Here is a 22,247-nt window from a genome sequence, read left to right as displayed (position 1 = left end):
GGGGTAGGCGATGACTAGGCAGAAGAAGATATTTGCAATTGGGTGTGCGATTTTTACGATACTGCTGGCCTATGCGAGCTATGATATTAGCAGAAGAACAACGTTCCCCGGATCCAAGCCACAGCTGCAAGAGCGACTGCTGAAGCGGCATGGGGAAGAAGATTCGACGGCGAAAAAGGTGGAGTAGATCCATAAAATTCATCAGAATTTAACTTTTTCTACATTTTCAGGATGCAAACGGTTGTATTTAAAAATTTTTCCCTTAAATTTGAAGCAGATTAAAGCCAACTATAGACATGACAATCCCCCTTAGTCGAGTACTTTGGGGGATTTTCATTTTATAACGATTGCATAATGCGCTTAATCTTCGCGTAATGCAATTCGTCTCCAAAATTTTCTAGTAATCGATTTAAATCAGGGATTTTCCAAGCCGGCCATTACATTTGGTTTAAGATTAAAGCCAACTATAGACAGTGATTATCCCTCGTGATCTAGGATCTCGAGGGATTTTCATTTTATGGCAGTGCCAATACGACCCAGGTCATGTTATTCCTCGCACGCCAGCTCCCCCAATGATGTTAACTGGCTTTGATTCATATCTCCCTTGACGCTGTTGTCTCAGAATCTGTGACGAATGCACTGAGAACAGATTCCATTGTTTCTCCATCTTTGGACCGTTGTACTTCGAAACAGTTTGTGTTATATTCAACTATTATGAAAATTAGATTCTCCATTTTTCTTTTCGTCATTACTATTCTCTTTAATGTATTATATGGTTGTGTGAGTCACGACCTCGCAGGCCCTTTCGTGGTGGAGTGTACAGAAGAAGTATTGCGCTACGAGGTGGATATTGTTCCCATCATCAATGCGAATTGTGCCATAAGCGGTTGCCATGACGGGAGCAATTCATTGCCGGATTGGACAGACCATGAAACGTTGGCGGGCGAAGGCGCTGAGGTTCAACGACGCATAACCCTACCGTTGAACGATCCGGCTAAGATGCCTCGTGTCGGTAGCATTACCGCTGAAGAAAGACAAAAACTTTTTTGCTGGATTGAACAAGGCGCGCTAGACAATTAATGAACGTCTATGAAAAAACTCCTCATACTCTCGCTTATTTTCGCTTGTTTATCCGCGCATGCGCAAAAGTACGTCTCTGAAAAATCATTTGTGTCGTTCTTCTCGGATGCATTACTTGAGGATATCACTGCCGATAATAAGAAAGCATCAAGCATCATTAATACCGCTACTAACGACATTGCATTTTCAATTCCCATCAAAGAATTTCAATTTGCAAAGTCTCTGATGCAAGAGCATTTTAATGAAAAATATATGGAGTCGGACAAATACCCGAAGTCCACATTTCAAGGGAAACTCAATGGGTTTGACATGAAAAGCACGTCGGTCCAAAACGTGAAAGCTACCGGTAAATTGACGATTCACGGCGTAACGAAAGACGTGGAAATTCCAGGGACCATTGAGGTCAAAGACAGTAAGATCTACGTGAAGTCGAAGTTCATCGTAAAAGTCGCGGACTATAAAGTCGAAATACCCACTGTTGTATTTCAAAATATTGCAGAACAAGTTGAGGTAACAGTCGATTTTGTGTATAAGCCGCAGTAATTTGATAACATATTAAATCAAGCATGAAATTTTTTCTTTTTATGGTCTTCGCCGTTGCCTTAAACTTTACAACATCGGCGCAGCAACGATACTTCGCTGAGAAATCAAAGGTGAGCTTTTATTCGGATGGCGTAGTCGAAGACATCACGGCTGTGAACGAGAAAGTGACAAGTATCTTTGACGCATTTAAAGGCGATGTTGCATTCTTGATGAGCATCAAAGATTTTCAATTCGAAAAGAAGTTGATGCAGGTGCACTTCAATGAGAAGTACATGGAATCAGAAAAATATCCCAAGTCGACGTTTCAAGGTAAGATCGTTGGATTTAATTCGGCAGAAGAAGGTGTACAACAAGTTCGTGCCGTGGGTAAACTTTCAATTCATGGTGTTACAAAAGATGTGGATGCCATTGGAACGATTGAAAAGAATGGGAGTTTCTTGCAGGTGAAATCGAAATTTAATGTGAAACTTCTGGATTACAACATCAATGTACCACAAATCGTGTGGAAGAATATCGCACAGCAAGTGGAAGTAACAATTGAATTTACGTATCGACAGCTTTAATGATGAATATGAAAAAAATAATACTACTTTTTATTCTTCTTCCATTTTTCGCGAACGCTCAGGAAGACTTATTGGGTGAATTGGAAAAAGAAAAAACAAAAGAAACTGACTATACCTTCGCTACTTTCAAAGGTACACGGTTAGTGAATGGTCACACTATCGAGACAAAGAATGCCGGATCATTGGAGTTTATCTTTCAACATCGTTTCGGTGCGCTTGATGGCGGGCTGTATGAAATGTTCGGTCTTGACGAAGCTTATGTTCGACTCGGGCTCGACTATGGTATTACCGATAATCTATCGGTGAGCATTGGCCGTAACTCTGCTGATAAGATCATGGATGGATATCTGAAGTATAAGATCTTGAAGCAAAGTTCAGGAGAAAAAAATATGCCTTTCTCGATTACGGCGCTAGGTGGTGCGGCGTATAGCATTTCACCGAAGAAAGACGACGAACCGGAAGGATTTAAATCGGTAGATCGTTTGGCATACACAGGACAGTTGCTCATTGCGCGCAAAATCACGAGCAATCTTTCGCTACAACTCATGCCGACGTTCATTCACAAAAACGCGGTGAATAAGTTTGCAGAAAAAAATGATCAAATCGCGATCGGCTTTGGTGGGCGTTTGAAAGTTACGAAGAGTGTGGCGCTTACCACGGAATACTATTACCGTCTCGATCCACCAGACAACGACCTGTTAGCCTCGGTTGGCGATGAGAAGCGTTACAATGCACTTGGTTTTGGTATCGACATTGAAACGGGTGGTCACGTGTTCCAGTTGGTGCTCACCAATACGTCGAGCCTTACTGAACGAACGGTGATCACGGAAACAAATGGTGATTTCTTCGGTGGCGATATCCACTTGGGCTTCAACGTTACCCGGACATTTCAACTGAAAAAAAATAAGTAATCGCGTCAATAAAATTTTAGGTTGTAGGCAGCGGTGTTTTATTTTGATGCTTATTAAAAGCGCGAAGTTGTGCTCCTGGCATCGATCATCATATACCTGCTGCTTACGATCCTGATTGGTTTCTGGGCTTCTCGTCGTGTGAAGACATCAGGCGACTACATGCTCGCCGGTAGAAGCTTGCCTTTGATGCTGAGTTCGGCAGCCATGTTTGCGACGTGGTTTGGATCCGAAACCGTTTTCGGAGCATCATCTCAATTTCTCGAAGAAGGATTATATGGCGTCATTGAAGATCCGTTCGGTGCCGCGCTATGCCTTTTATTGTTTGGTGCCTTCTTCGCAAGGAAACTGTACAACATGAATCTCCTTACATTGGGAGATTTTTTTAAGATACGCTTTGGGAAGTCTACGGAGCTCACAGCAAGCTTATTTCTGGCGCTTCCCTACATCGGGTACATTGCCGCGCAACTCGTCGCGATGGGACTTATTCTCAATGTTGTTACCGGAATAGAGCAATGGCAGTGTGTGCTGATCAGTGCGTTTGTTGTCACCTTATACACCTACATCGGTGGGATGTGGGCGATCTCGATTACAGATTTCGTCCAAAGTATACTCATCATTCTTGGCTTGTTTGTGTTAGCCTATATCATGTCGCAGAAGGCTGGTGGTGTTGATGTTGTCATGAGTAAAATTCCAAGAGAAGATCTGCGGTTCCTTCCGTCCTTCAATCTTCAAGAGATATTAATGTACATAGCAGCGTGGTCCGTTTTAGGATTAGGATCGATTCCTTCCCAAGATGTTTTTCAGCGCGCGATGTCTTCGGGGTCGGCAAAGACGGCGGTGAGATCATGTTATTTCGCGGCTGGGCTCTACCTAACGATCGCCATGCTTCCGATTTTTATCAGCGTATGTACGAATCAGTTGTATGGCGATCAAATCGCGGGCGATAAACAACTGGCATTGCCCAACATGGTGCTGCTGCATACAACGCTACCCATTCAAATTTTGTTCTTTGGCTCGTTGCTCTCTGCCATCATGAGCACGGCGAGTGCTGCTATTCTAGCGCCAGCGTCGATTTTCTCGGAGAATCTTGTAAAACCGTTGCTCAAGCATCGGCTGGATGATCAGCACTTTCTGTTTTTAACCCGGTTTTCTGTTTTGTTATTTGCCGCCGTAGCGACCATCATGGCTTGTATCAGATCAAATATTTATGAATTGGTCGGAGAGTCATCCATTTTAAGCTTAGTCTCGTTATTTATCCCACTGGTCTTAGGGCTGTATTGGAAACGGTCGAGTAGAACAGGCGCGATGGTGGCGATGGTGGGCGGTATGATAACTTGGATTATCTTTGAAGTTTTGGAAACCGCGTGGCCATCACTAATTCCAGCAACACTTGTTAGTCTTGTGGGAATGATCGTCGGATCGATAGGGTGGCCGCAGAACGAAAATGAATATGATAAAAGTAGAGTTGAGTCGATTGAATGACGCGTTTCATATGGAAGCGCGAAATGAACAAGGCAGTATTATTCACCTTGATGCTTCTCCCGATATCGGAGGACAAAACCTGGGCATGCGTCCGATGCAGCTGTTGTTAGCCGCTTTCGGAGGATGTAGCGTCATTGACATTATCAATATTCTCAAAAAGCAACGTCAGGATTTACAAGACGTAAAAGTAACGGTGACTGGAGAACGCCAGAAAGATGTAGTGCCTTCGTTGTACACCGAGGTGCATGCGCATTTTAAATTGTTCGGTAACCTCGATCAAAGTAAAGTGGAGAAGGCCGTTACTTTGTCGGTCGATAAATATTGTTCAGTAGCCAAAACGTTAGAGGCAACAGCGAAGGTTACGTACAGCTTCGAAATCATTAATGGATAATACATACGGGAGAAATGGAAGACCAAAACGAAAGATCTTTTAGTACAGACGCTATTCGCACGCAACAAGAACGATCACAATTCCGTGAGCATTCTGTTCCGCTCTATCTCACCTCAAGCTTTGTGTTTGAAGATGCAGAGCAAGCACGTGCGATGTTTGCAGATGAAATTCCAGGAAACATTTATAGCCGTTATTCAAACCCCAACACGAATGAGCTTATTGAAAAGCTTTGTTTGATGGAAGGCACTGAAGATGGTGTAACGACGTCATCGGGTATGGCGGCGATGTTCAGCAGTATGGCCGCATTGTTAAAGTCTGGCGATCACGTGTTGGCATGTCGGTCTGTATTTGGATCTACGCATCAGATTCTCAATATAATCTTTCCGAAATTCGGTATCAGCCATAGCTACGCCGACATCACTGAGCCTGATACTTGGGAGGCGAAGATTCAACCAAACACCAAGATGATCTTCGTGGAGACGCCTTCGAATCCTGCACTCGATCTTATCGATCTTGAATGGATAGGCAAACTTGCAAAGAAGCATAACCTCATTCTCAATGTAGACAACTGCTTCGCGACGCCGTATCTCCAAAACCCTGCCAAATGGGGCGCAGATATCGTAACACATTCTGCAACCAAGTTCATGGATGGTCAAGGGCGTGTGATTGCCGGTGTTATCCTTGGCAAAAAAGAGCTCATCAAAGAGATTCGTTTCTTCACCAGACATACAGGGCCATCGCTGTCGCCCTTTAATGCTTGGGTGTTAAGCAAGAGCTTAGAGACTTTGGCTGTGCGTATGGAAAGACATTGTGCAAACGCATTGGCATTAGCTGAATTTTTGGAGAAACATCCAGAAGTTGTGAAGGTTAAATATCCACACCTACCGTCACACCCGAATTACGCACTGGCTAAAAAACAGATGCGCCTTGGTGGTGGACTAGTAACATTCGAAGTGAAGGGGGGTCTTGAACAAGGACGTCGTTTCTTGAACAACTTGAAGATGATTTCGCATTCTCCAAACTTAGGAGATACACGCACGATAGCAATTCACCCAGCGTCAACAACGCATTCTAAGCTCACAGAGCCAGAGAGAAATGCAGTAGGAATTACGGCTGGGTTAATCCGTATATCTGTTGGACTAGAAGATGTGAAGGATATTATCGCCGATGTTGATCAGGCGATCAGAGGATAGTTGATGACAATACAAAGGAAACGGGAGTCGATCGTATGATGGAACTCCCGTTTTATTTTAATACGATGGCATCGTTGGGTCGATCTCTCTTGCCCATGCAAGAATACCGCCTTTTAGATTGTACAAGTTTGTAAAGCCGTGATTCTTCTCAAGCCACTGCACCATGTTGCCACTTCTGGCGCCACTGCGGCAATGGATAACAACTTTCTTGTCCTTGGAGATACGGTCAACATTCGATGGAATTTCCGCTTGAGGAATCAATTCACCTTCGAGATTGCAAATATCAAATTCGTGGGGCTCACGAACATCGATCAATTGAAAGTCTGCCTTTGAATCAATCAGTTCTTTCAATTCCTGAACAGTTACTTCTTTCATATCATTTTTATTAGCGCCTAAAGATAGGCCACAAAATTCGTCATAATCAATAAGCTTTTGAATTGAATTCCGTGAATTTCCACGCGGTAATCCAATGATGGTTTGTTGCATGCTCAGGCTGTCAAATAGAAGGAGCTTGTCATATAAAGGTTCGCCCAGCCCAGTGATAACCTTAATGACTTCACTGGCCTGCATACTGCCGATCATTCCTGGGAGGACACCTAAAACGCCAGCTTGTTCGCAATTTGGAACGCTCGCTGGGTCTGGTGGTGATGCAAAAAGATCACGGTAGTTGGCGGAATAACTGCCATCAGTCTTCCGATAGTTGAACACGGCAACCTGTCCCTCGAACCTTAAGATAGAGCCATAAACCAATGGCTTATTGGCCAACACGCAGGCATCGTTCATCAAGTAACGTGTCGGGAAGTTATCCGTGCCATCCAAAACAACATCGTATTGCTGAACAATTGCCAAGGCGTTTAGCGATGTTAGTTTTTCGGTATAGATTTCGAAATTGATCTCAGGATTTAGCAACGAAAGTCTTTCTTTGGCAGCTTGTGCTTTGTTCCTGCCCACCGCATTGATGTCGAACAAAACCTGTCTTTGCAAATTGCTCACGTCCACACGGTCGAAGTCGGCGATGCCAATGGTTCCGATACCTGCGGCCGCAAGGTAGAGGAGGGCAGGAGAGCCTAATCCTCCAGCACCCACGACAAGCACTTTTGATTTTTTTAACTTTAATTGGTTCTCGAGTCCAAACTCTTGCAACACAAGGTGTCGACTGTAACGTTTAACTTCGTCGGTACTTAACTTCATCTATTCAAAAATAATACGATCTGTAGTCATGCAAAGAAAAATTTATTCATCGGGTGCGCCATGGGAAGACATTGTCGGGTATTCACGTGCTGTTCAAGTCGGCAATCATTTAGAGATTTCGGGAACTGTGGCCACAGATGAAAACGGCGTTGTCGCAAAAGGCGATCCGTATGGTCAAACAAAATTTGTTTTAGAAAAGATCGGGAAGGTGTTAAATCAAGCTGGATTTACATTCGACGATGTCGTACGTACAAGGATGTTCGTAACCGATATTGCGCGGTGGGAGGAGTTCGGGCGCGCCCATGGCGAGTACTTCAAGAAGATTAAACCGGCGACATCGATGATCGAGGTGAGCGCACTGATAGATCCGGATTATTTGATCGAAGTTGAAGTAACAGCGATTAAGTCTTGAAGCATCTTGCTTTCTTAGCGATATTGGCACTGATTTCGCTTCAAAATTACAACCCTAAACCCCCTAAGTTGTATGAAAGTGAAAAGCCTGATGGTGTTTCTACTCTGCCTGCTTCCATTCGTATTGTATGCGCAGGTGGGTGAAATAAAAGATCTGTCGTCAGGAACCGCTAAAGGGGAGTCGTCAGGTTCGTCTAGCAACGCGGGCGCGTTTGGATTAGAAATAGCATTTTATTCGATACAGTGGTTGGAAGTTTGGCAACGCGAAGTGTTGAAAAAACGCGTTGAAAATGAGAACCTCGTTTCGCTTGAGTGCTACGTGCAATCCGGGATCCAACCATCTTCTTATTACATTGTTCAGCCGCGCATTCGCGGTAATTGGGGGGTGTTCTCAACGGACTTCAGATTCAATTATCTGATTGAGGAAGGTGTTGACGGTGTTGAGTATTTGCGTACCGATGATTGGCAAATATTGCAGCTCAACGTCATCACGGCGAATAACGTAACATTTCGCGTTGGGGGCGGAATTATCCATGAGGACTTTAGCGGAGGAAATACCTATCAAGAATGGACAGCAGGTTTGCAACTGCAAAGTGACCATCGCAAATTAGGCGGTGTGATTGAATACCGGACATCGTTACCACGTAAGGAGTTTTCGGCGCACCTTCAGTTTCGACTCGGTGGGACAGAACGTTTTCATGTGTATGGTACCGGAGGCGCCGTTTACCAACGTTATTATAAAACTGTCAACGTATGGGGAATGCAAGCTGGGTTGATGTTTAGAATCAACTGATATGCTTGCGTAGATTACCCCTTCAGTTTGCCAGCCGCAAGTCCTGCGATTGTCTCGCCGATAGAGAGAGACGAGGTTGCCGCAGGAGATGGTGCGTTGCAGACGTTGATCACGCGTTTGTCTTCGAGTATCAGGAAGTCATCTAACAAAGCGCCGTCGCGACTGCAGGCCTGGGCACGAACGCCCGCACCACCTGGCGCCAAATCTTCTTCACGAATTTCAGGGAGTAATTTTTGAAGTGCTTTTGTAAATGCAGCCTTTGAAAGTGAGCGATACATTTCGCCCATTCCCGTGCGCCAATATTTTGATACGATTTTGCGGAAGCCTGGCCACGCCATCGTCTCCGAAAATTCCGATAAGCTGAAGTCAGATTTTTTATAGCCTTCTCTGCGAAATGCGAGTACTGCATTTGGGCCACACTCTACGCCACCGCCAGGCATTGTCGTAAAGTGAACACCAAGGAATGGGAAACTCGGATCAGGCACAGGGTAGATCAGTGTTTTGACGAGATATTCTTTTTCCTTTTTGAGTTTATAGTATTCGCCTCGGAACGGAATGATTTGCACGTCGATCTTTTGGGACGTGAGTTTGGCAATTTTATCAGAGTAGAGTCCAGCACAATTCACGAGTAAATTTGCCGTGTACTTGTTTTTGCTTGTTGTTACCGTGACAGCATCATCTGATAATTTAATGTCCGTCACTTTTTCGCCAAGGTTCACTTCGCCACCATGTTTTTTGAACACCGCTGCAAATTTTTCCGCTACGATCTTATAGTCGACAATTCCCGTCTGCGGAACATGAATACCAGCAATGCCTGCTACATGCGGTTCATGTTGTTTGAGTTCTGCCGCGTTGAGCATCTTTAGACCCGTCAACCCGTTTTGCTGACCGCGTTCAAAGATTGTGTTGAGTAGTGGGATTTCACGTTCTTCCGTAGCGACGATAATTTTGCCGCATATATCGAATGGAATTTGCTGCTCTTTACAAAACTCAAGCAGTAGGTTATAGCCGTGTATACAATTTTTTGCTTTGAGACTGCCGGGCTTATAGTATATCCCAGAGTGAATGACGTTACTGTTGTTCCCGGTTTGATGATTGCCGACGGCGTTTTCCTTTTCAATCACTACAGCTTTTAAACCTGGATTTTGTTTTGCCATTTGAAGCGCTGTCGCCAGACCCACGGCGCCGCCACCAACAATAATTACGTCGTAATGCACTGCTTGAATTTTTGGCGAAACTAAGCATTAAACGTTCTCGAAAAAAATGCAGGGTCGGCTAGGCTTGTATCGGGCGAATCTTAACATTCAGCGCCGCATCCACAGTTACAAAATGATTCGTCGGAATGAGTGTCCAATGCTTGTCGTCGGTGAGTTTTTCAGACACCACCAGTACTGCCTGATCGTCGTCTGCAGGTGCTACCATTTGGCTGATACCATCTTCCACCGTATATCGTCCGCCTTCCGAGTGGTATAGTGTTAATGGCTCTTCTTTAGGATCAGAAACGTAGCGGGTAGCTACAAAGAAAAGCCCGTTGGTGACGAGCATGTTCAGGTAGGCAGGTTCTGTAATACCTTCTTCTTTCATCATGCGGCTGAGTGCACGGAAGGTTTTTTCAAAGGCTTGGATAACCTGTTCAATGTTCACAATGTCGGTTTGACCAGCAAGTAGTTCGTTTAGGAAATAAGCGAAGATATGCTCCGAGTCGGTTTGGCCTTTTATCCAATTGTACAGTTCGTCTGAAAGGGGCTGTCGGATTTTACGTTTAATGCGTTCAAAATTCTCAACACCACCATTGTGCATCATCAGTAAGTTCTTGTATTGAAAAGGGTGACAATTGCTTTCGGAAACTTCGCCGACGCTGGCGGCTCTCACGTGAGCAATCATACAAGGTGTGCGGATTTTTGGCGCTAGGTTTTTTAAGTTGCGATTACTCCATGCGGGATTTACCGATACAAAGGTCACCGGCTCGTTGTTGACGTCCGGAACATACCACCCAATACCAAAGCCGTCGCCATTGAGCGGTTCTTCTATTTCGCGGGCATTGATGCTTTGATTTACCAGCGAGTTCTTGGGTTGATAAAGAATTTTATCCATGACTATGGGCGTACCCATGTAGGCAAGTAATCGACACATAGTAGCGGGGTTGGTGGCCGATAGAACTAGGCCGCTTCGGTAGCGGGTATTCTGGATAACAAGATAAAAGTTTGTCGCGCCTTCCGGTCACTTTGCAGCGATATTTTTTGGAAGGAAACTTCCCGTTGTAGGAATTAGCGATGGGCTTGAAGGCGACGGCGGTCGCAAAAGGAACTATGTGTTGAAATTCGGCGCACGGTGATTGGGAAGCACGACGACGGAATACGATGAAAGTCGTTTAACCATTTTAAAAAATTGGCTAACTTCTTGCAATTACAGGCAGATGTTAGAAAACACCGAAATTTTAAACATTTTAGTATATGGACGGGCATATTTTTGCTTGCTTCTCAAAGAAGCATTATAATTACCAAAGCATGAAGAAAAGCTTATTACTTCTGGCCCTAACCCTCGCGAGCATCCAAGTTTTCTCGCAGACCCAAAAATATCAGTCTGTCTTTATCTTTAGTTTTACACGCTATGTACAGTGGCCAGATGCTTACAATCAAGGCGATTTTGAGATTTTAGTTTTAGGCGATTGCCCTATTCTAGACGAATTAAAAGCCATGTCGGCAGCCAAGAAAGTGCAAGGTGATCGTACCATCAAGGTAACGAAGATTAACAGCCCTTCTGAGATCCGAAAGTGCAACATATTGTATGTGCCCTCTGCAAAATCAAATCAAATAGAAAACGTATTGGCTAAAGTTGGAACACAGTCTATTCTGGTGATTACCGAAGAACCAGGACTGGGCGCCAAGGGAAGCGATATTAATTTTATCGTGAAAGACGGTAAATTAGCCTTTGAATTAAATCAAGGCGCCGTAGCAAAACAAAGTCTTAAAGTGAGTATTGAATTGACACGCCTCGCAGTGATCATCTAAACTAATCTATGGAAAGAGAAAAAAGGAAGACAGGCATTCGGTTAACCATCGGGACGAAGATACTCGGTGGTTTTCTTATTTTGATTGTCCTGTTCATCGTCATCGTAGGAATCATTTTTATACAAGGTAATGTTATCGACGATGTCGTGAAGGCATCCAAGGAAACTTATCGACCTTCTCAATCCAAGATCAAAGACTTCAAGTTGATGGCAACCCAGTCGAAGATGTTGGTCACGAACTGGGTTTATTTGATGTCCAATGAAACGGATAAGAATGCGTTGAAGACACTTCAACAGAATGACTATCCAACGCTCCGCAACGACATCTCGACATTGATGGCAACTTGGGATGATGAACAGAAGGAAGCGATGAAACTAGCCTTCGCACAGTTCGACTCGTTGCTGAAAATCCAGCAGGAAAACATCATGGCGAACTTGCAAACTTTCGACAGCTATGAAGATGGTTTGACAAAACTTTTGGCGGAAGATGTAATTGAGAATCAAGTCATCCCTCGCACAACACGCATCATTGCTAATCTTGACAAAATTACAGCGATGCAAGATGCCGTGATTTCAGAGTCTGATCAGGACATCGTTGACTCGATCGCGAGTCTTCGTAACTATACGCTCTTTCTTGGATTGACAATCATTCTGATCGCCATTGTGAGCGCCCTTCTGTTGAGAAGAGCGATTACAAGACCTGTAAACTTCTTGAAGAACGTAGTTGTAAAACTCGGTCGCGGAGAGTTGGTGGAGGAAAAACAGGCCAATACCAGCAACGATGAAATTGGCGAAATGGCTGTCGCGATGGATAGCCTGGTGACGGGTTTGAAGTCAACAAGCTTGTTTGCAGAGAATATTGGTAATGGAAACTACAACATGGAATTCCAGCCGCTTAGCGAACACGACGTACTTGGAAACGCGTTGATCAACATGCGTAACAACCTTGCCAAGGTAGCGGAAGATGATAAGAAGCGTAACTGGGCAACAGAAGGACAAGCAAAGTTTGGGGAGATTCTACGTACCAATAGCAGTGACCTCAACAAGCTCGCCGATGAGATCATTGGTAATCTTGTGAAGTACCTACGTGCCAACCAAGGCGCGCTTTACATCATTGACGATACGCAGCAAGACGAAGAGGCTACCATGTCGATGAAGGCATGTTATGCATGGGATAAGAAGAAATTTTTGAATCATAAGATCCATCGCGGCGAGGGACTATCCGGTCAATCTTGGCAAGAAGGCGATACGATATATCTCACCGAAGTACCACAAGATTACATCAAGATTGTATCGGGCTTGGGAGACGCGAATCCGACCAGCGTATTGATCGTGCCTTTAAAAATCAATGACCAGATTTTCGGTATTGTAGAGATTGCATCTTTCAATGTGTTTGGTGATTTCGAAATTGAGTTTGTGCAGAAGATTGCAGAAAGTATAGCATCGACTATTTCGTCGGTAAAGGTAAATGCGAGAACGCAACTCTTGTTGGAAGAGTCTCAAGAGATGACGGAGCAGATGCGTGCACAGGAAGAAGAGATGCGTCAGAACATGGAAGAGTTGCAGGCAACGCAAGAAGAGATGCAGCGGTCACAGGCGGAAACAGAGAGTACATTGAATGCCATTCATAGTTCGCTTGCTGTGGCTGAATATTATCCTGATGGTACCATCGCGAAAGTGAATAGCAACTTCCTTGAGTTGTTTGGTTACACACAAGACGAAGTCGTAGGTGAGCATCATAGAATATTTGCGACCAAGCAAGACAAGGGAAGCGACGAGTATAAGCAGCTCTGGAAAGATCTTGCGAGTGGTTATCCGAAGAAAGGCATGTTCATGCGCATTAATCGCAAGGGCGAGATGATCAACGTTCGCTCAGCGTTCTCACCGATTAAGAATCGCTCTGGAGAAGTAACGAAGGTAATGGAGATAGCATACGAGCTGAAGTAAAAATTCAGAAACCTCATAAATGCAAAAAAGCCCTGCGTCCCAGGGCTTTTTTGTTTACCTAAACCTAAACCTATGAGAAGAATTACTCTACTCTTGAGAATACTAACGGGACTCTCCACCTGAGGTTGCGATCGGCCATAAAATTTTTTATGATTTTTTAAGTTTCTCTTTAAACACCTTTTTAAACTTTTCCAGTTTAGGCTGAATCACAAATTTACAATAGGGCGCACTGCCGTTGAGGTTATAATAATTTTGGTGATAGTCCTCTGCGACATAGAATGTTGTGAGCGGCGAAATTTCAGTTACGATCGGATCAGAAAACGCTCCGGATTCATCAAGTTTCTTTTTATATCCCTCAGCCAGCTGCTTCTGTTCGTCGTTATGATAAAAGACGACTGAGCGATACTGTGTACCTTCATCAGCACCTTGTTTGTTCAGGGTTGTTGGATCGTGTGTACCCCAAAAGATCTCTAGCAGCTCATCATAGGATACTTTGGTGGCATCGTAAGTTACCTGAATCACCTCTGCATGCCCCGTTAAACCACTGCAAACTTCTTTATACGTTGGATTTTTAACTTTACCGCCGCTATAACCGGAAGCGACTTTAACCACGCCATCTACATTTAAGAATACAGCCTCAGTGCACCAGAAACATCCGGAACCAAAAGTTGCAAGCGAGAGACCTTCATTCGATTGATTTACCATAGCCTTGTTTTGCGTTACCTCTTGTTTTTTGTCATTACTTTTTTGACCACATGAGCTGCCCGCGATAAGCATAAAGCAGCATAATGATAAAAGATTGATCTTCATTTTCATGTTGTTTTAAACATAACCTATGTACGTAGAAAATGGTTTGATGGGATGGTGAAAAATGTTTCTCTCCAGGAGCAGGAAGTCTTGCTATCGTGATCGAGAAATAAAAAATCCTGCCGATCATATTATATGATGGGCAGGATTATACAGTATCGGAAACCTATTGATACGTCTGGTAGAAACTTTTCAACGCCGGTATCAACTGATTGTAAATTGGCTTCGTAAACTCTAAGAACAGATCTTGATTCACGGGAGGTTGCAGTTCTTTTTGTTTGCAGATAGCAAGTTGTTGGTCGGAGAGGGCACGTTCATCGCCGTTAAATTTAGCCCACTGACTTACCCACACGTATTCACCATTGAACTTGCGATGTGATAATACGCCTTTTGTTTTGGCATCGACCACAACCATGCTCAATAAACCATTCGAGATAATTTCTTTACGATAGGTGGTGAGTTTTGCTTTCACCGTGTTGTAAGCTGGAATAGTTTTTCCATCAACTTTTACTTCGCCTACTTTCACACTGTCTTTCGTTACCGTTTCTTCTTTTTCTTTTAGAACAGAGTTGCCAACGGAGAAATCGTCAAATTGAATTCGGAGAATTTGATCCACTTGGGCAAGCTTCATTGCTTCAGCTTCTTTTGGTGTATAGAATTTAATGAACGCCTGGTCAGGGTAATTGTTATGAAGGTATTGCTCCACATTGTCTTGGAAGAATCCACCGCTTAGATTGTAGCGTGCAGGAACCGGTATTTGTTCAACAACGACCTTGAGTGTTGCTTCGAATTTCGCTTTGTCAAGATACTCAACCACGTCTTTGAAGCCAGGAACGAAGTTCTGCGCATCAACGAAATTGAAATAGGCACGGCGTGCGTCATTTCTATTTCCTTTCATGAGCGCTTCAATACCAGCTTTGTAACTCTCGTCTGCGGCTTTCTCTTTTAGCGGGCCAAGATCAGCATAGTGGTTCACCGGGTTCTTCACAATCTTCATACAGGCAGGGCACTGTCTGATCTCTTCGTACATCTGGTTAATGGCATTGTACGATTGGATCGCATTCTTCCATTTGAAAGCAGAGTTGGAAGCAATTTCATTGTTGGCTTGCGTCTCGAAGAATTCGACGGCGAGCGGATATGCATTTTTGAGCGTCTCTGTCGATTTAGAGTTGTCACCATCTTTTCGAAGTCTGCCGATAGACTTCATCACAGCTTCATAGTAGTCACCGCGCTCGTAGGCTTTTTTTCCTGAACTACAAGCGCATAGAATGGCAAGGCTTGATACGACAAGTAAACGTCCGATTTTCATAAGTGTAAATATTAAGGCGAAGGGTTTTAAACAATTACGGTGCCGCAAATTTAATCAGTTGGCGGGGAAAAAGTAAATCAAGACGTCGTCAATAAGGTCTCTCCAGTTGCCCCAGGAGTGTCCCTGGTGTACTTCCCGGTATTGAAAGGTACATGTGTTTTTATCCAGGATAGATTCCATCTTTTTAGCGCCTTCTTCAGTGTCTTTAATCGTGCCGGTAGTTAAGAACGTTTTGACGGGTGGGCGAGCCGGATTACCGCAATGCAGGTAGATCTCTGGCTTGTACCAGAATGCCGGCGATTGAATTCCCGCCAGGCCGAATATATCTGGCTTGGAGAAAGCAAAGTAGGCTGCCGTAAGACCTCCCATAGATGTGCCCAGGATGCCACGCTCTTCCGGATGGGTGGAGATCGGATAGTTCTTTTCGACCTTGGGGATTAGCTCCTTCACGATGAAGTTTAGATATTGTTCGTTCATCGCGAGTTCTTTCATACGGCGATTGTTAGAACGGTTTACGGGTTCGCGGTGGTCGATAAATACGACAATTACCGGCTTGATCTTCTTCAGGTGAATGAGGTTGTCAAGAATTGTGATCATGTTTCCCATCTTCTCGTGCATGTACTCGTTCCCGTCAGTCACATATAAGACGGGGTAAACTTCGTTGGTTACATTCTTGAAGTTCGCAGGAAGGTAAATCGAATAAGATACTTGGTAGTTGAGTGTATTACTTCTAATCAGGACATCTTGAATCACACGGCCATGGAAGATGGCGTCTAGGGGTTCCGTTATGGGGTCGACTTTCCATTGACCCATTCGTAATTCGGAGTTGGGACTGCCACCGCCAACGCCAGACCACTGTTGATTTGGGTTGTTGGGATCAAGAATCCATTCCGTATCGTTCAATACGATTTTGTAATCGAGTCGCGCATCAGCAGGGAAGGAGGTTTTGAGTATCCAGATATTTGTTCCTGGGATATTCGTACCGGTGTTTTTAAATGTTTTGTCGTAGCCCCATTCGTTAAAGTCACCCATCCAACGCACGCTGGTCGCCTCACCGCGGTAAAGGAAGGCAACGGAGTCGTCTGCCACGAGCGGAATGGTGTTTTCTGCAATTAGCGTGGACCATTGTTGGTCTGCTGTACCAGCATTACTGAGATTCTTGAGAATCGAGGAAAATGTCTTGTACCGGTCTTGACCGTTAACCGTGAAAGCCACGACCATAAAAGCTACAAGACAAATCGTTCTCATGCTGTTGTTAATGTATCGTCTCGGTCGTCGACAAACCTGACACAAGCTGCTGCAATGATGAAGAATACACCCGCCATGACGATGCTGAGTATAGGCTGTCCGTTGTACATGTGCTTGACAATAAGTCCACCGACAAAACCATTGATAATTTGCGGAAGGGTAATGAAGAAGTTGAACAGCCCCATGTAGATTCCCATTTTGTGCGGCGGAATAGCGCCGGCGAGGATGGCATACGGCATGGCTAAAATACTCGCCCAAGCAACCCCAACGCCAATCATCGGTATGACGAGTAGTGTTGGATTCGTAATGAAATAAATGGAGATCAAACTAACACCACCGATGGTTAACGAGATGGCGTGCGTTAGTTTTCTGCCAAGACGAAATGCAATCGCTGGGAGAAAGAGTGCACATAGCGCCGACACACCATTGTATACGCCGAAGATCACGCCGACCCAATCGCTGGCATCTCCGTACGTAGGATTGCTGTCAACCATATTTTCAGGTGCAATTTTGTAAATATGACCGGCGACGGCTGAATTGGTAAATACCCACATGGAGAATAATGCAAACCATGAAAAGAACTGGACTACACCAAGTTGTTTCATCGTCTTGGGCATTGCGACAAAATCGCGAAAGATTTGTCCGATACCTTCCTTCGCTAGCTGGTCCGTGGTATGTTCTCCTGGGTATTCTTTTGTCGTAATCACAGTCCACACAATAGCAGCAATGAAAATGAAAGAGCCGATGTAAAATGCGGTAACAATATTTGGCGCTACAACACCTGCGGTTGCGGCTACATTTGTAACACCGAATACTTTGGTAAGGATGTACGGAAGCGTTGATCCAATGACAGCGCCTAAACCAATGAGGCACGTCTGGATTGCGAAGCCAAGGGTGCGTTGATCTGATGGGAGTAAGTCGGCGACAAGGGCACGAAATGGCTCCATGGCCACGTTAAAAGAGGCGTCCATGATCATCAAAATGCCTGCACCTACATAAAGTGGCGGTAATACGTGCACCAGGATATCGGCATTCGGCATGAAGATCAATGCGGTCGAGGCAATGATCGCACCCGTGAGAAAAAACGGTCTACGTCTTCCGAGTCGCGTCCAGGTAATATCACTGTAGTGGCCAATAATGGGTTGAATAATCATCCCCGTCAATGGAGCCGCCAGCCAAAAAAGGGAGAGGTGTTCTACGTTGGCGCCAAAGGTTGTGAGGATTTTTGAAGCGAAACCATTTTGCAATGCAAACCCAAATTGAATTCCGAAGAACCCAACGCTCATGTTGATAATTTGAAGGACACTTAAGCGCGGTCGGTTGAAGGAAGGGGAACTCATGAGGATATGGTTAAATCGGATTCTTCAACAGCTACCGCTATCGATTGTTGTCTACTAAAATCTGCAAAAACACGGAGATTGCCAATCATTGAATTCAAATTACCATTTCATCAGGATAGCTTCTGCTGTATAATCTACCTCAATGGCAAGTACATCTTCTTGTGGCGCCGGTTCTGGATCATAAATAGGATCGAACTTTTCAAGGGGAGCAAAAAATTGATTCACCTCGTGATGCAACGTGTGATGTTGTCCATTCACGGTGATTTGATTCATGTGCAGACCATGAAAAATTACTTTCAGCTTCTTGATGCCAGTCGTGTAGTGTCCTTCGACAGGTCCCACTGTTAACTTTCTTGTCTCGCCTTCGTAACGAAGTTCTCGTTTTGCGTACTCGCCACGTTGATATTGGAAAGTTGAACCATCATCCTCATAGTAAGTGAAGGAGTTGTTATTTGCTCCGACATACACATGTAATTGAAGCGTGGTCGTTGCTTCCTGTGTGTTTTGTTTTGTAGGCTGCATCGGGATCAATGCACCTGCCTTCACAAAAACCGGTAGCCTGTGCGTTGGACATTCCGTGATAAGCTCTGTGTTTCCCTGATGTTTTGTTCCATAATACAACGAATACCATTCACCTTCCGGAAGGTACACCTTTACAAATTCCTTGTTGCTTTCCACAGGTGCAACAAGAATCGAAGGGCCAAAAAGGTATTGGTTGTGAAATTGTCCATCGTAGATCTTTTGATCATGTGGATAGTCGATGGCCAATGATCGTTGCACGGGCATCCCCGTGGTGACAGCATCGAAGAATAACGAGTAGATGTAGGGAAGAAGACGGTATCTGAATTTAATGTAGTTGCGTGAAATTTGTTCTACTTCTTCGCCGTATGCCCAAGGTTCAGAGTCACGACTGTTAATCATCGAGTGACCTCTGAAGAAAGGAGAGAAGGTACCGATAGAAATCCACCGCGCGAAAAGTTTTGAGTTTGCGTCGCCTACAAATCCACCAACATCATAGCCTGCGAATGCAATGCCGGTTAGGCCCATGCTGTTGACAAGGCGAACCCCTAAGAGCATGTGTTCATCGTAGGCCACATTATCGCCCGTCCACACGGCAGCGTATCGTTGAATACCAGAGAAGCCAGAACGCGTCAAATTGAATGGACGCTTTCCTTTCAATAATGCTTTTGTTCCCTCGTACGTACTTCTCGCCATTTGGAAACCATAAATATTTCGTCCGCGGCGCATCGTTGCTTTATTTCCTTCGAAATCAAACTCGACGTGCTCAGGAAGCATATGTCCCCAAGTGGCGATCTCATTCATGTCGTTCCAAAAACCTTGAATTCCTAAATCAACATATTCCTTAAACTGATCTTGCCACCATTGGCGTGTGGTTGGGTTGGTGAAGTCAGGGAAGTGACACCATCCCGGCCAAACTTGTCCGGTATAATTTGTTCCATCAGGATATTTCAAGAATACGTTTTGCTCAACGCCGTCGTCGTACGTTTTATAGCCCTGTTCTACTTTTATTCCTGGGTCACACATCACAACTACTTGAAATCCGAGGTCGCGCAATTGTGTTAATAATGCTTTTGGATCGGGGAAGTCGCGATTGCTCCACGTAAATATCTTGTACTGCTCCATATAATGGATGTCAAATACAATCGTGTCTGCGGGAATATCTTTTTCTCTAAATGTTCGCGCAAGGGTCAATACTTCTTTATCGGGATAATAACTATAACGACACTGTTGGTATCCAATACTCCACAACGGTGGCATCTCCATGCGCCCCGTCACATGCGTGTATTGCTTGATAATGTCGGCAACAGAAGCGGCGTGGAAATAATAGTAATCCATTTCACCACTGTCGGCGGAGAAACTTGCAAATCTATTGTTGGAAGCACCGAAATTGAAAAATGTTTTATGTGTGTTGTCGAAAAATACTCCGTAGGCTAGCTTATTATGAATGCCGATGTAAAATGGTGTTGAGCAGTAAAGTGGATCCGCGCCAGGAGAGTAAGCGAAGTTGTCGGTGTTCCAATGTGTATAGCCATGACCTTTACGATCGAGCGGTCCTGTTTTTTCTCCTAAGCCAATAAAACGCTCTCCTTCTTGAAGCTTTTTATACGCTGTCACTTGCTCTCCATTCCAGTTCGTTCCGAAAGCAGCGTCATCTTCGTTGATGATGCGTCCGTCTAGTGTAAGGAGTGTAAAGCGAACTGGGCTTTTGCTTATCTGCAACGCAACGCTCTTCGTCTTAATCTGAATAACATCTGACGATTCTGTGATCGATGCTTTTACATCTTCTGGTTTTGCAACGACAGCATAAGAGAAGTCTTCGAATGTGTCGAGCGATATTGTGATGCGAATGATTCCTTCGCCATAGGTGAGTACTCGAAAATGTCCTGCCGATGTGGTGCCTTCCAAACCACTGTGAATCTTCTTCCATTCTTTCAGGTCACCTAAACTTTTGCTGAGAGGCGCATTGATTTTTCTAGACATGCGGTTTTTGATGCGTTAATGTTCTTCTAATTAAAAGTAAATAAGAAGATTAAACCTACCGCTGATGACACTAAAAATCCGAAATCGATTGCGGTAACATTTTACCTACAACGTTTGTGGTGTGAGAGTTTACGGTGTGTCGGTTCACTGTTCACTGTTTGGTTTGCGAACTGTTTAAACGTATTAACAGTGAACCGTCAACCGTGAACTGTGAACAGTGAACTAAAACAAAAAAGCCCGTCCATAAATCATGAACAGGCTTTTGAAGATTGAATCGGGCAATCAGAATTACTTCTTGCCTTTCTTAAGGGAAGAATTTCTAACGACCAGACGTGTCTTGAGAACTTTTGTTTCTGGTGTTGGATCGATGTTTTCTTTTGATTTTACTTCGATCTGACGGATCAACAACTTCGCCGCTTCTTGTCCCATTTCAAAACCAGGCTGATCAACAGATGTCAATGGTGGATCCATCAAGCTGCTGAAGAACCAGTTACTAAAACCAACGACAGCGATGTCTTTTGGAATTTTTAATCCAGAGTCTTTGATAACCTGCATGGCACCCATGGCAGCAGGGTCATTGGTAGAGAAGATACCATCCGGTGGTTGTGCCATCGCGAGCAGTTTTTCCGCAGCGAGTTTTCCTTCTTCAATCGTACCCAGCGGACAAGAAACGATCAATTCAGGAATGACAGGAAGATTATTTTCCTTGAGCGCTTCCAAATATCCTTCGAGGCGTTGCTTGGTGATGCCCAAGTTTGGCGGACCTTCCAAGTGTGCGATGCGCGTACAACCTTGGTCGATGAGGTGTTGTGTTGCTTCTTTCGCACCACTCAAGTCGTCTACTATAATAGTAGATGCATTCGGTGTATCGTACACGCGATCGAAGAATACCATCGGTACACCTTTGGCAAGGATGCTATCGATGTGTTCGAAGCTGCTGGTTTCGCGTGATAATGAGATAAGCATACCGTCAACACGGCTGTTGAAGAGCGCTTTAATATCAGTCTTTTCCCGTTGGAGAGATTCGTTTGACTGTGTGATAATAACATTGTATCCGGCGCTATAGGCTACGTCTTCGATACCGCTGATAACAGTAGAGAAGAAGAAGTGAACGATTTCAGGGATGATAACGCCGATGGTGTTGGTTTTGCTTTGGCGCAAGCTGAGGGCAACGATGTTCGGCTGGTAGTTCAGTTTTTCAGCGAGTTCGTTGACAGCTTTTTTAGTTTCCGGGCTGATGTCTGGGTGATCTTTGAGAGCGCGGGAAACAGTGGAAGGAGAGATGCCCAATTCGCGGGCAATGTCTTTAATGGTAACCTGATTATACTTCATGCATGCAAGATTGTAAAACTTTGTGTAATCACCGCAACGTTCCGCAACTTTTTCGCAAATATTCGCAAACGTATGCGATTCCGATTCCGGTAGCGGTTTCGTGAATTTTTATGTGTGTTTTTATGTTTCGAATACACAATCCCAATACTTTCATGACGTAAACCCAAATTTACCAGTAACTATTACCAAACTAT

The 22,247-nt window shown here is 44.4% G+C and carries 21 protein-coding genes; 12 read left to right on the top strand and 9 right to left on the bottom strand.

The features are described 5' to 3' along the window. The first annotated feature begins 10 nt into the window (after positions 1-10). The 8 genes from DQQ10_RS27920 (at position 11) to DQQ10_RS09945 (ending at position 6,163) form a co-directional block, all read left to right on the top strand. Positions 11-187 carry a hypothetical protein gene (locus tag DQQ10_RS27920; protein ID WP_165823875.1) on the top strand — a complete coding sequence of 59 codons (177 nt, stop codon included), beginning with the start codon at positions 11-13 and terminating at the stop codon, positions 185-187. A 527-nt stretch (positions 188-714) separates the two neighbouring features. After that, positions 715-1,080: a hypothetical protein gene (locus DQQ10_RS09975; RefSeq protein WP_112746719.1), complete on the top strand. Its 366-nt coding sequence runs from the start codon at positions 715-717 to the stop codon at positions 1,078-1,080. A 9-nt stretch (positions 1,081-1,089) separates the two neighbouring features. Beyond that, the gene (locus DQQ10_RS09970; RefSeq protein WP_112746718.1) at positions 1,090-1,623 is read left to right on the top strand and encodes a YceI family protein; all 534 of its coding nucleotides are present in this window, start codon (positions 1,090-1,092) and stop codon (positions 1,621-1,623) included. A gap of 23 nt (positions 1,624-1,646) precedes the next feature. After that, positions 1,647-2,186: a YceI family protein gene (locus DQQ10_RS09965; RefSeq protein WP_112746717.1), complete on the top strand. Its 540-nt coding sequence runs from the start codon at positions 1,647-1,649 to the stop codon at positions 2,184-2,186. Between the two features lie 8 nt (positions 2,187-2,194). Next, positions 2,195-3,097 carry a DUF5777 family beta-barrel protein gene (locus DQQ10_RS09960; RefSeq protein ID WP_112746956.1) on the top strand — a complete coding sequence of 301 codons (903 nt, stop codon included), beginning with the start codon at positions 2,195-2,197 and terminating at the stop codon, positions 3,095-3,097. A 69-nt stretch (positions 3,098-3,166) separates the two neighbouring features. Continuing rightward, positions 3,167-4,579, top strand: a complete 1,413-nt coding sequence (locus DQQ10_RS09955) for a sodium:solute symporter family protein (RefSeq protein WP_112746716.1) — start codon at positions 3,167-3,169, stop codon at positions 4,577-4,579. After that, on the top strand, positions 4,548-4,970 hold the full coding sequence (locus tag DQQ10_RS09950; RefSeq protein ID WP_317047929.1) for an OsmC family protein: 423 nt from the start codon (positions 4,548-4,550) through the stop codon (positions 4,968-4,970). Before DQQ10_RS09955 ends, DQQ10_RS09950 begins: the two co-directional genes overlap by 32 nt. Positions 4,971-4,984: 14 nt before the next feature. Then, positions 4,985-6,163, top strand: a complete 1,179-nt coding sequence (locus tag DQQ10_RS09945) for a trans-sulfuration enzyme family protein (protein WP_112746714.1) — start codon at positions 4,985-4,987, stop codon at positions 6,161-6,163. Positions 6,164-6,220: 57 nt separating this feature from the next. On the opposite strand, the gene moeB is transcribed toward DQQ10_RS09945, so the two are convergent. After that, positions 6,221-7,354 carry a molybdopterin-synthase adenylyltransferase MoeB gene (gene moeB / locus DQQ10_RS09940; protein WP_112746713.1) on the bottom strand — a complete coding sequence of 378 codons (1,134 nt, stop codon included), beginning with the start codon at positions 7,352-7,354 and terminating at the stop codon, positions 6,221-6,223. A 28-nt stretch (positions 7,355-7,382) separates the two neighbouring features. Between moeB and DQQ10_RS09935 the strand changes: the two genes are divergently transcribed. Next, complete coding sequence (locus DQQ10_RS09935) at positions 7,383-7,766, top strand: RidA family protein (protein ID WP_112746712.1); 384 nt, start codon at positions 7,383-7,385, stop codon at positions 7,764-7,766. Between the two features lie 72 nt (positions 7,767-7,838). Beyond that, positions 7,839-8,558 carry a hypothetical protein gene (locus DQQ10_RS09930; RefSeq protein ID WP_112746711.1) on the top strand — a complete coding sequence of 240 codons (720 nt, stop codon included), beginning with the start codon at positions 7,839-7,841 and terminating at the stop codon, positions 8,556-8,558. Positions 8,559-8,572: 14 nt separating this feature from the next. Here DQQ10_RS09930 and lhgO read toward each other — a convergent pair whose 3' ends face one another. Together lhgO and DQQ10_RS09920 are read right to left on the bottom strand one after the other, a co-directional pair. Further along, positions 8,573-9,775 carry an L-2-hydroxyglutarate oxidase gene (gene lhgO / locus DQQ10_RS09925; protein ID WP_112746710.1) on the bottom strand — a complete coding sequence of 401 codons (1,203 nt, stop codon included), beginning with the start codon at positions 9,773-9,775 and terminating at the stop codon, positions 8,573-8,575. Positions 9,776-9,833: 58 nt separating this feature from the next. After that, positions 9,834-10,691, bottom strand: coding sequence for a class II glutamine amidotransferase (locus DQQ10_RS09920; RefSeq protein WP_112746709.1), 858 nt, complete (start codon positions 10,689-10,691; stop codon positions 9,834-9,836). A gap of 374 nt (positions 10,692-11,065) precedes the next feature. Here DQQ10_RS09920 and DQQ10_RS09915 point away from each other — a divergent pair, with 374 nt between their 5' ends. Beyond that, complete coding sequence (locus DQQ10_RS09915; protein WP_165823874.1) at positions 11,066-11,569, top strand: YfiR family protein; 504 nt, start codon at positions 11,066-11,068, stop codon at positions 11,567-11,569. 8 nt (positions 11,570-11,577) lie between these two features. Continuing rightward, positions 11,578-13,515, top strand: coding sequence for a GAF domain-containing protein (locus DQQ10_RS09910; RefSeq protein ID WP_112746707.1), 1,938 nt, complete (start codon positions 11,578-11,580; stop codon positions 13,513-13,515). A gap of 147 nt (positions 13,516-13,662) precedes the next feature. On the opposite strand, the gene msrA is transcribed toward DQQ10_RS09910, so the two are convergent. The 6 genes from msrA to DQQ10_RS09880 all read right to left on the bottom strand — a co-directional run bounded on the left by msrA (position 13,663) and on the right by DQQ10_RS09880 (position 22,053). Then, complete coding sequence (gene msrA, locus DQQ10_RS09905) at positions 13,663-14,331, bottom strand: peptide-methionine (S)-S-oxide reductase MsrA (protein ID WP_394341969.1); 669 nt, start codon at positions 14,329-14,331, stop codon at positions 13,663-13,665. A gap of 157 nt (positions 14,332-14,488) precedes the next feature. Continuing rightward, positions 14,489-15,631, bottom strand: a complete 1,143-nt coding sequence (locus DQQ10_RS09900) for a hypothetical protein (protein WP_112746706.1) — start codon at positions 15,629-15,631, stop codon at positions 14,489-14,491. 54 nt (positions 15,632-15,685) lie between these two features. After that, complete coding sequence (locus tag DQQ10_RS09895) at positions 15,686-16,879, bottom strand: alpha/beta hydrolase-fold protein (protein WP_112746705.1); 1,194 nt, start codon at positions 16,877-16,879, stop codon at positions 15,686-15,688. Next, positions 16,876-18,219 carry an MFS transporter gene (locus DQQ10_RS09890; RefSeq protein WP_112746704.1) on the bottom strand — a complete coding sequence of 448 codons (1,344 nt, stop codon included), beginning with the start codon at positions 18,217-18,219 and terminating at the stop codon, positions 16,876-16,878. The genes DQQ10_RS09895 and DQQ10_RS09890 overlap by 4 nt, the downstream gene beginning before the upstream one ends. A gap of 99 nt (positions 18,220-18,318) precedes the next feature. Next, positions 18,319-20,721, bottom strand: a complete 2,403-nt coding sequence (locus DQQ10_RS09885) for a glycoside hydrolase family 31 protein (protein ID WP_112746703.1) — start codon at positions 20,719-20,721, stop codon at positions 18,319-18,321. A gap of 288 nt (positions 20,722-21,009) precedes the next feature. Continuing rightward, entirely contained in the window at positions 21,010-22,053 is a 1,044-nt protein-coding gene (locus tag DQQ10_RS09880) for a LacI family DNA-binding transcriptional regulator (protein WP_112746702.1), read from the bottom strand. Positions 22,054-22,247: the final 194 nt, after the last annotated feature.

Origin of the sequence: Pseudochryseolinea flava (genome assembly GCF_003286915.1) — a bacterium.
GTDB lineage: Bacteria > Bacteroidota > Bacteroidia > Cytophagales > Cyclobacteriaceae > Ohtaekwangia > Ohtaekwangia flava.
Note: the sequence above shows the minus strand (reverse complement) of the source record. Positions and strands in the feature narration are given on the sequence as shown.

Coding starts and splice junctions, on each gene's coding strand:
- DQQ10_RS09890 (WP_112746704.1), bottom strand. CDS start 18,219: ATGAGTTCCCCTTCCTTCAACCGACCGCGCTTAAGTGTCCTTCAAATT.
- DQQ10_RS09935 (WP_112746712.1), top strand. CDS start 7,383: ATGCAAAGAAAAATTTATTCATCGGGTGCGCCATGGGAAGACATTGTC.
- DQQ10_RS09900 (WP_112746706.1), bottom strand. CDS start 15,631: ATGAAAATCGGACGTTTACTTGTCGTATCAAGCCTTGCCATTCTATGC.
- DQQ10_RS09975 (WP_112746719.1), top strand. CDS start 715: ATGAAAATTAGATTCTCCATTTTTCTTTTCGTCATTACTATTCTCTTT.
- DQQ10_RS09930 (WP_112746711.1), top strand. CDS start 7,839: ATGAAAGTGAAAAGCCTGATGGTGTTTCTACTCTGCCTGCTTCCATTC.
- DQQ10_RS09895 (WP_112746705.1), bottom strand. CDS start 16,879: ATGAGAACGATTTGTCTTGTAGCTTTTATGGTCGTGGCTTTCACGGTT.
- moeB (WP_112746713.1), bottom strand. CDS start 7,354: ATGAAGTTAAGTACCGACGAAGTTAAACGTTACAGTCGACACCTTGTG.
- DQQ10_RS09970 (WP_112746718.1), top strand. CDS start 1,090: ATGAAAAAACTCCTCATACTCTCGCTTATTTTCGCTTGTTTATCCGCG.
- DQQ10_RS09960 (WP_112746956.1), top strand. CDS start 2,195: ATGAAAAAAATAATACTACTTTTTATTCTTCTTCCATTTTTCGCGAAC.
- DQQ10_RS09945 (WP_112746714.1), top strand. CDS start 4,985: ATGGAAGACCAAAACGAAAGATCTTTTAGTACAGACGCTATTCGCACG.
- DQQ10_RS27920 (WP_165823875.1), top strand. CDS start 11: ATGACTAGGCAGAAGAAGATATTTGCAATTGGGTGTGCGATTTTTACG.
- msrA (WP_394341969.1), bottom strand. CDS start 14,331: ATGAAAATGAAGATCAATCTTTTATCATTATGCTGCTTTATGCTTATC.
- DQQ10_RS09950 (WP_317047929.1), top strand. CDS start 4,548: ATGATAAAAGTAGAGTTGAGTCGATTGAATGACGCGTTTCATATGGAA.
- DQQ10_RS09920 (WP_112746709.1), bottom strand. CDS start 10,691: ATGTGTCGATTACTTGCCTACATGGGTACGCCCATAGTCATGGATAAA.
- DQQ10_RS09915 (WP_165823874.1), top strand. CDS start 11,066: ATGAAGAAAAGCTTATTACTTCTGGCCCTAACCCTCGCGAGCATCCAA.
- DQQ10_RS09885 (WP_112746703.1), bottom strand. CDS start 20,721: ATGTCTAGAAAAATCAATGCGCCTCTCAGCAAAAGTTTAGGTGACCTG.
- DQQ10_RS09965 (WP_112746717.1), top strand. CDS start 1,647: ATGAAATTTTTTCTTTTTATGGTCTTCGCCGTTGCCTTAAACTTTACA.
- DQQ10_RS09880 (WP_112746702.1), bottom strand. CDS start 22,053: ATGAAGTATAATCAGGTTACCATTAAAGACATTGCCCGCGAATTGGGC.
- DQQ10_RS09910 (WP_112746707.1), top strand. CDS start 11,578: ATGGAAAGAGAAAAAAGGAAGACAGGCATTCGGTTAACCATCGGGACG.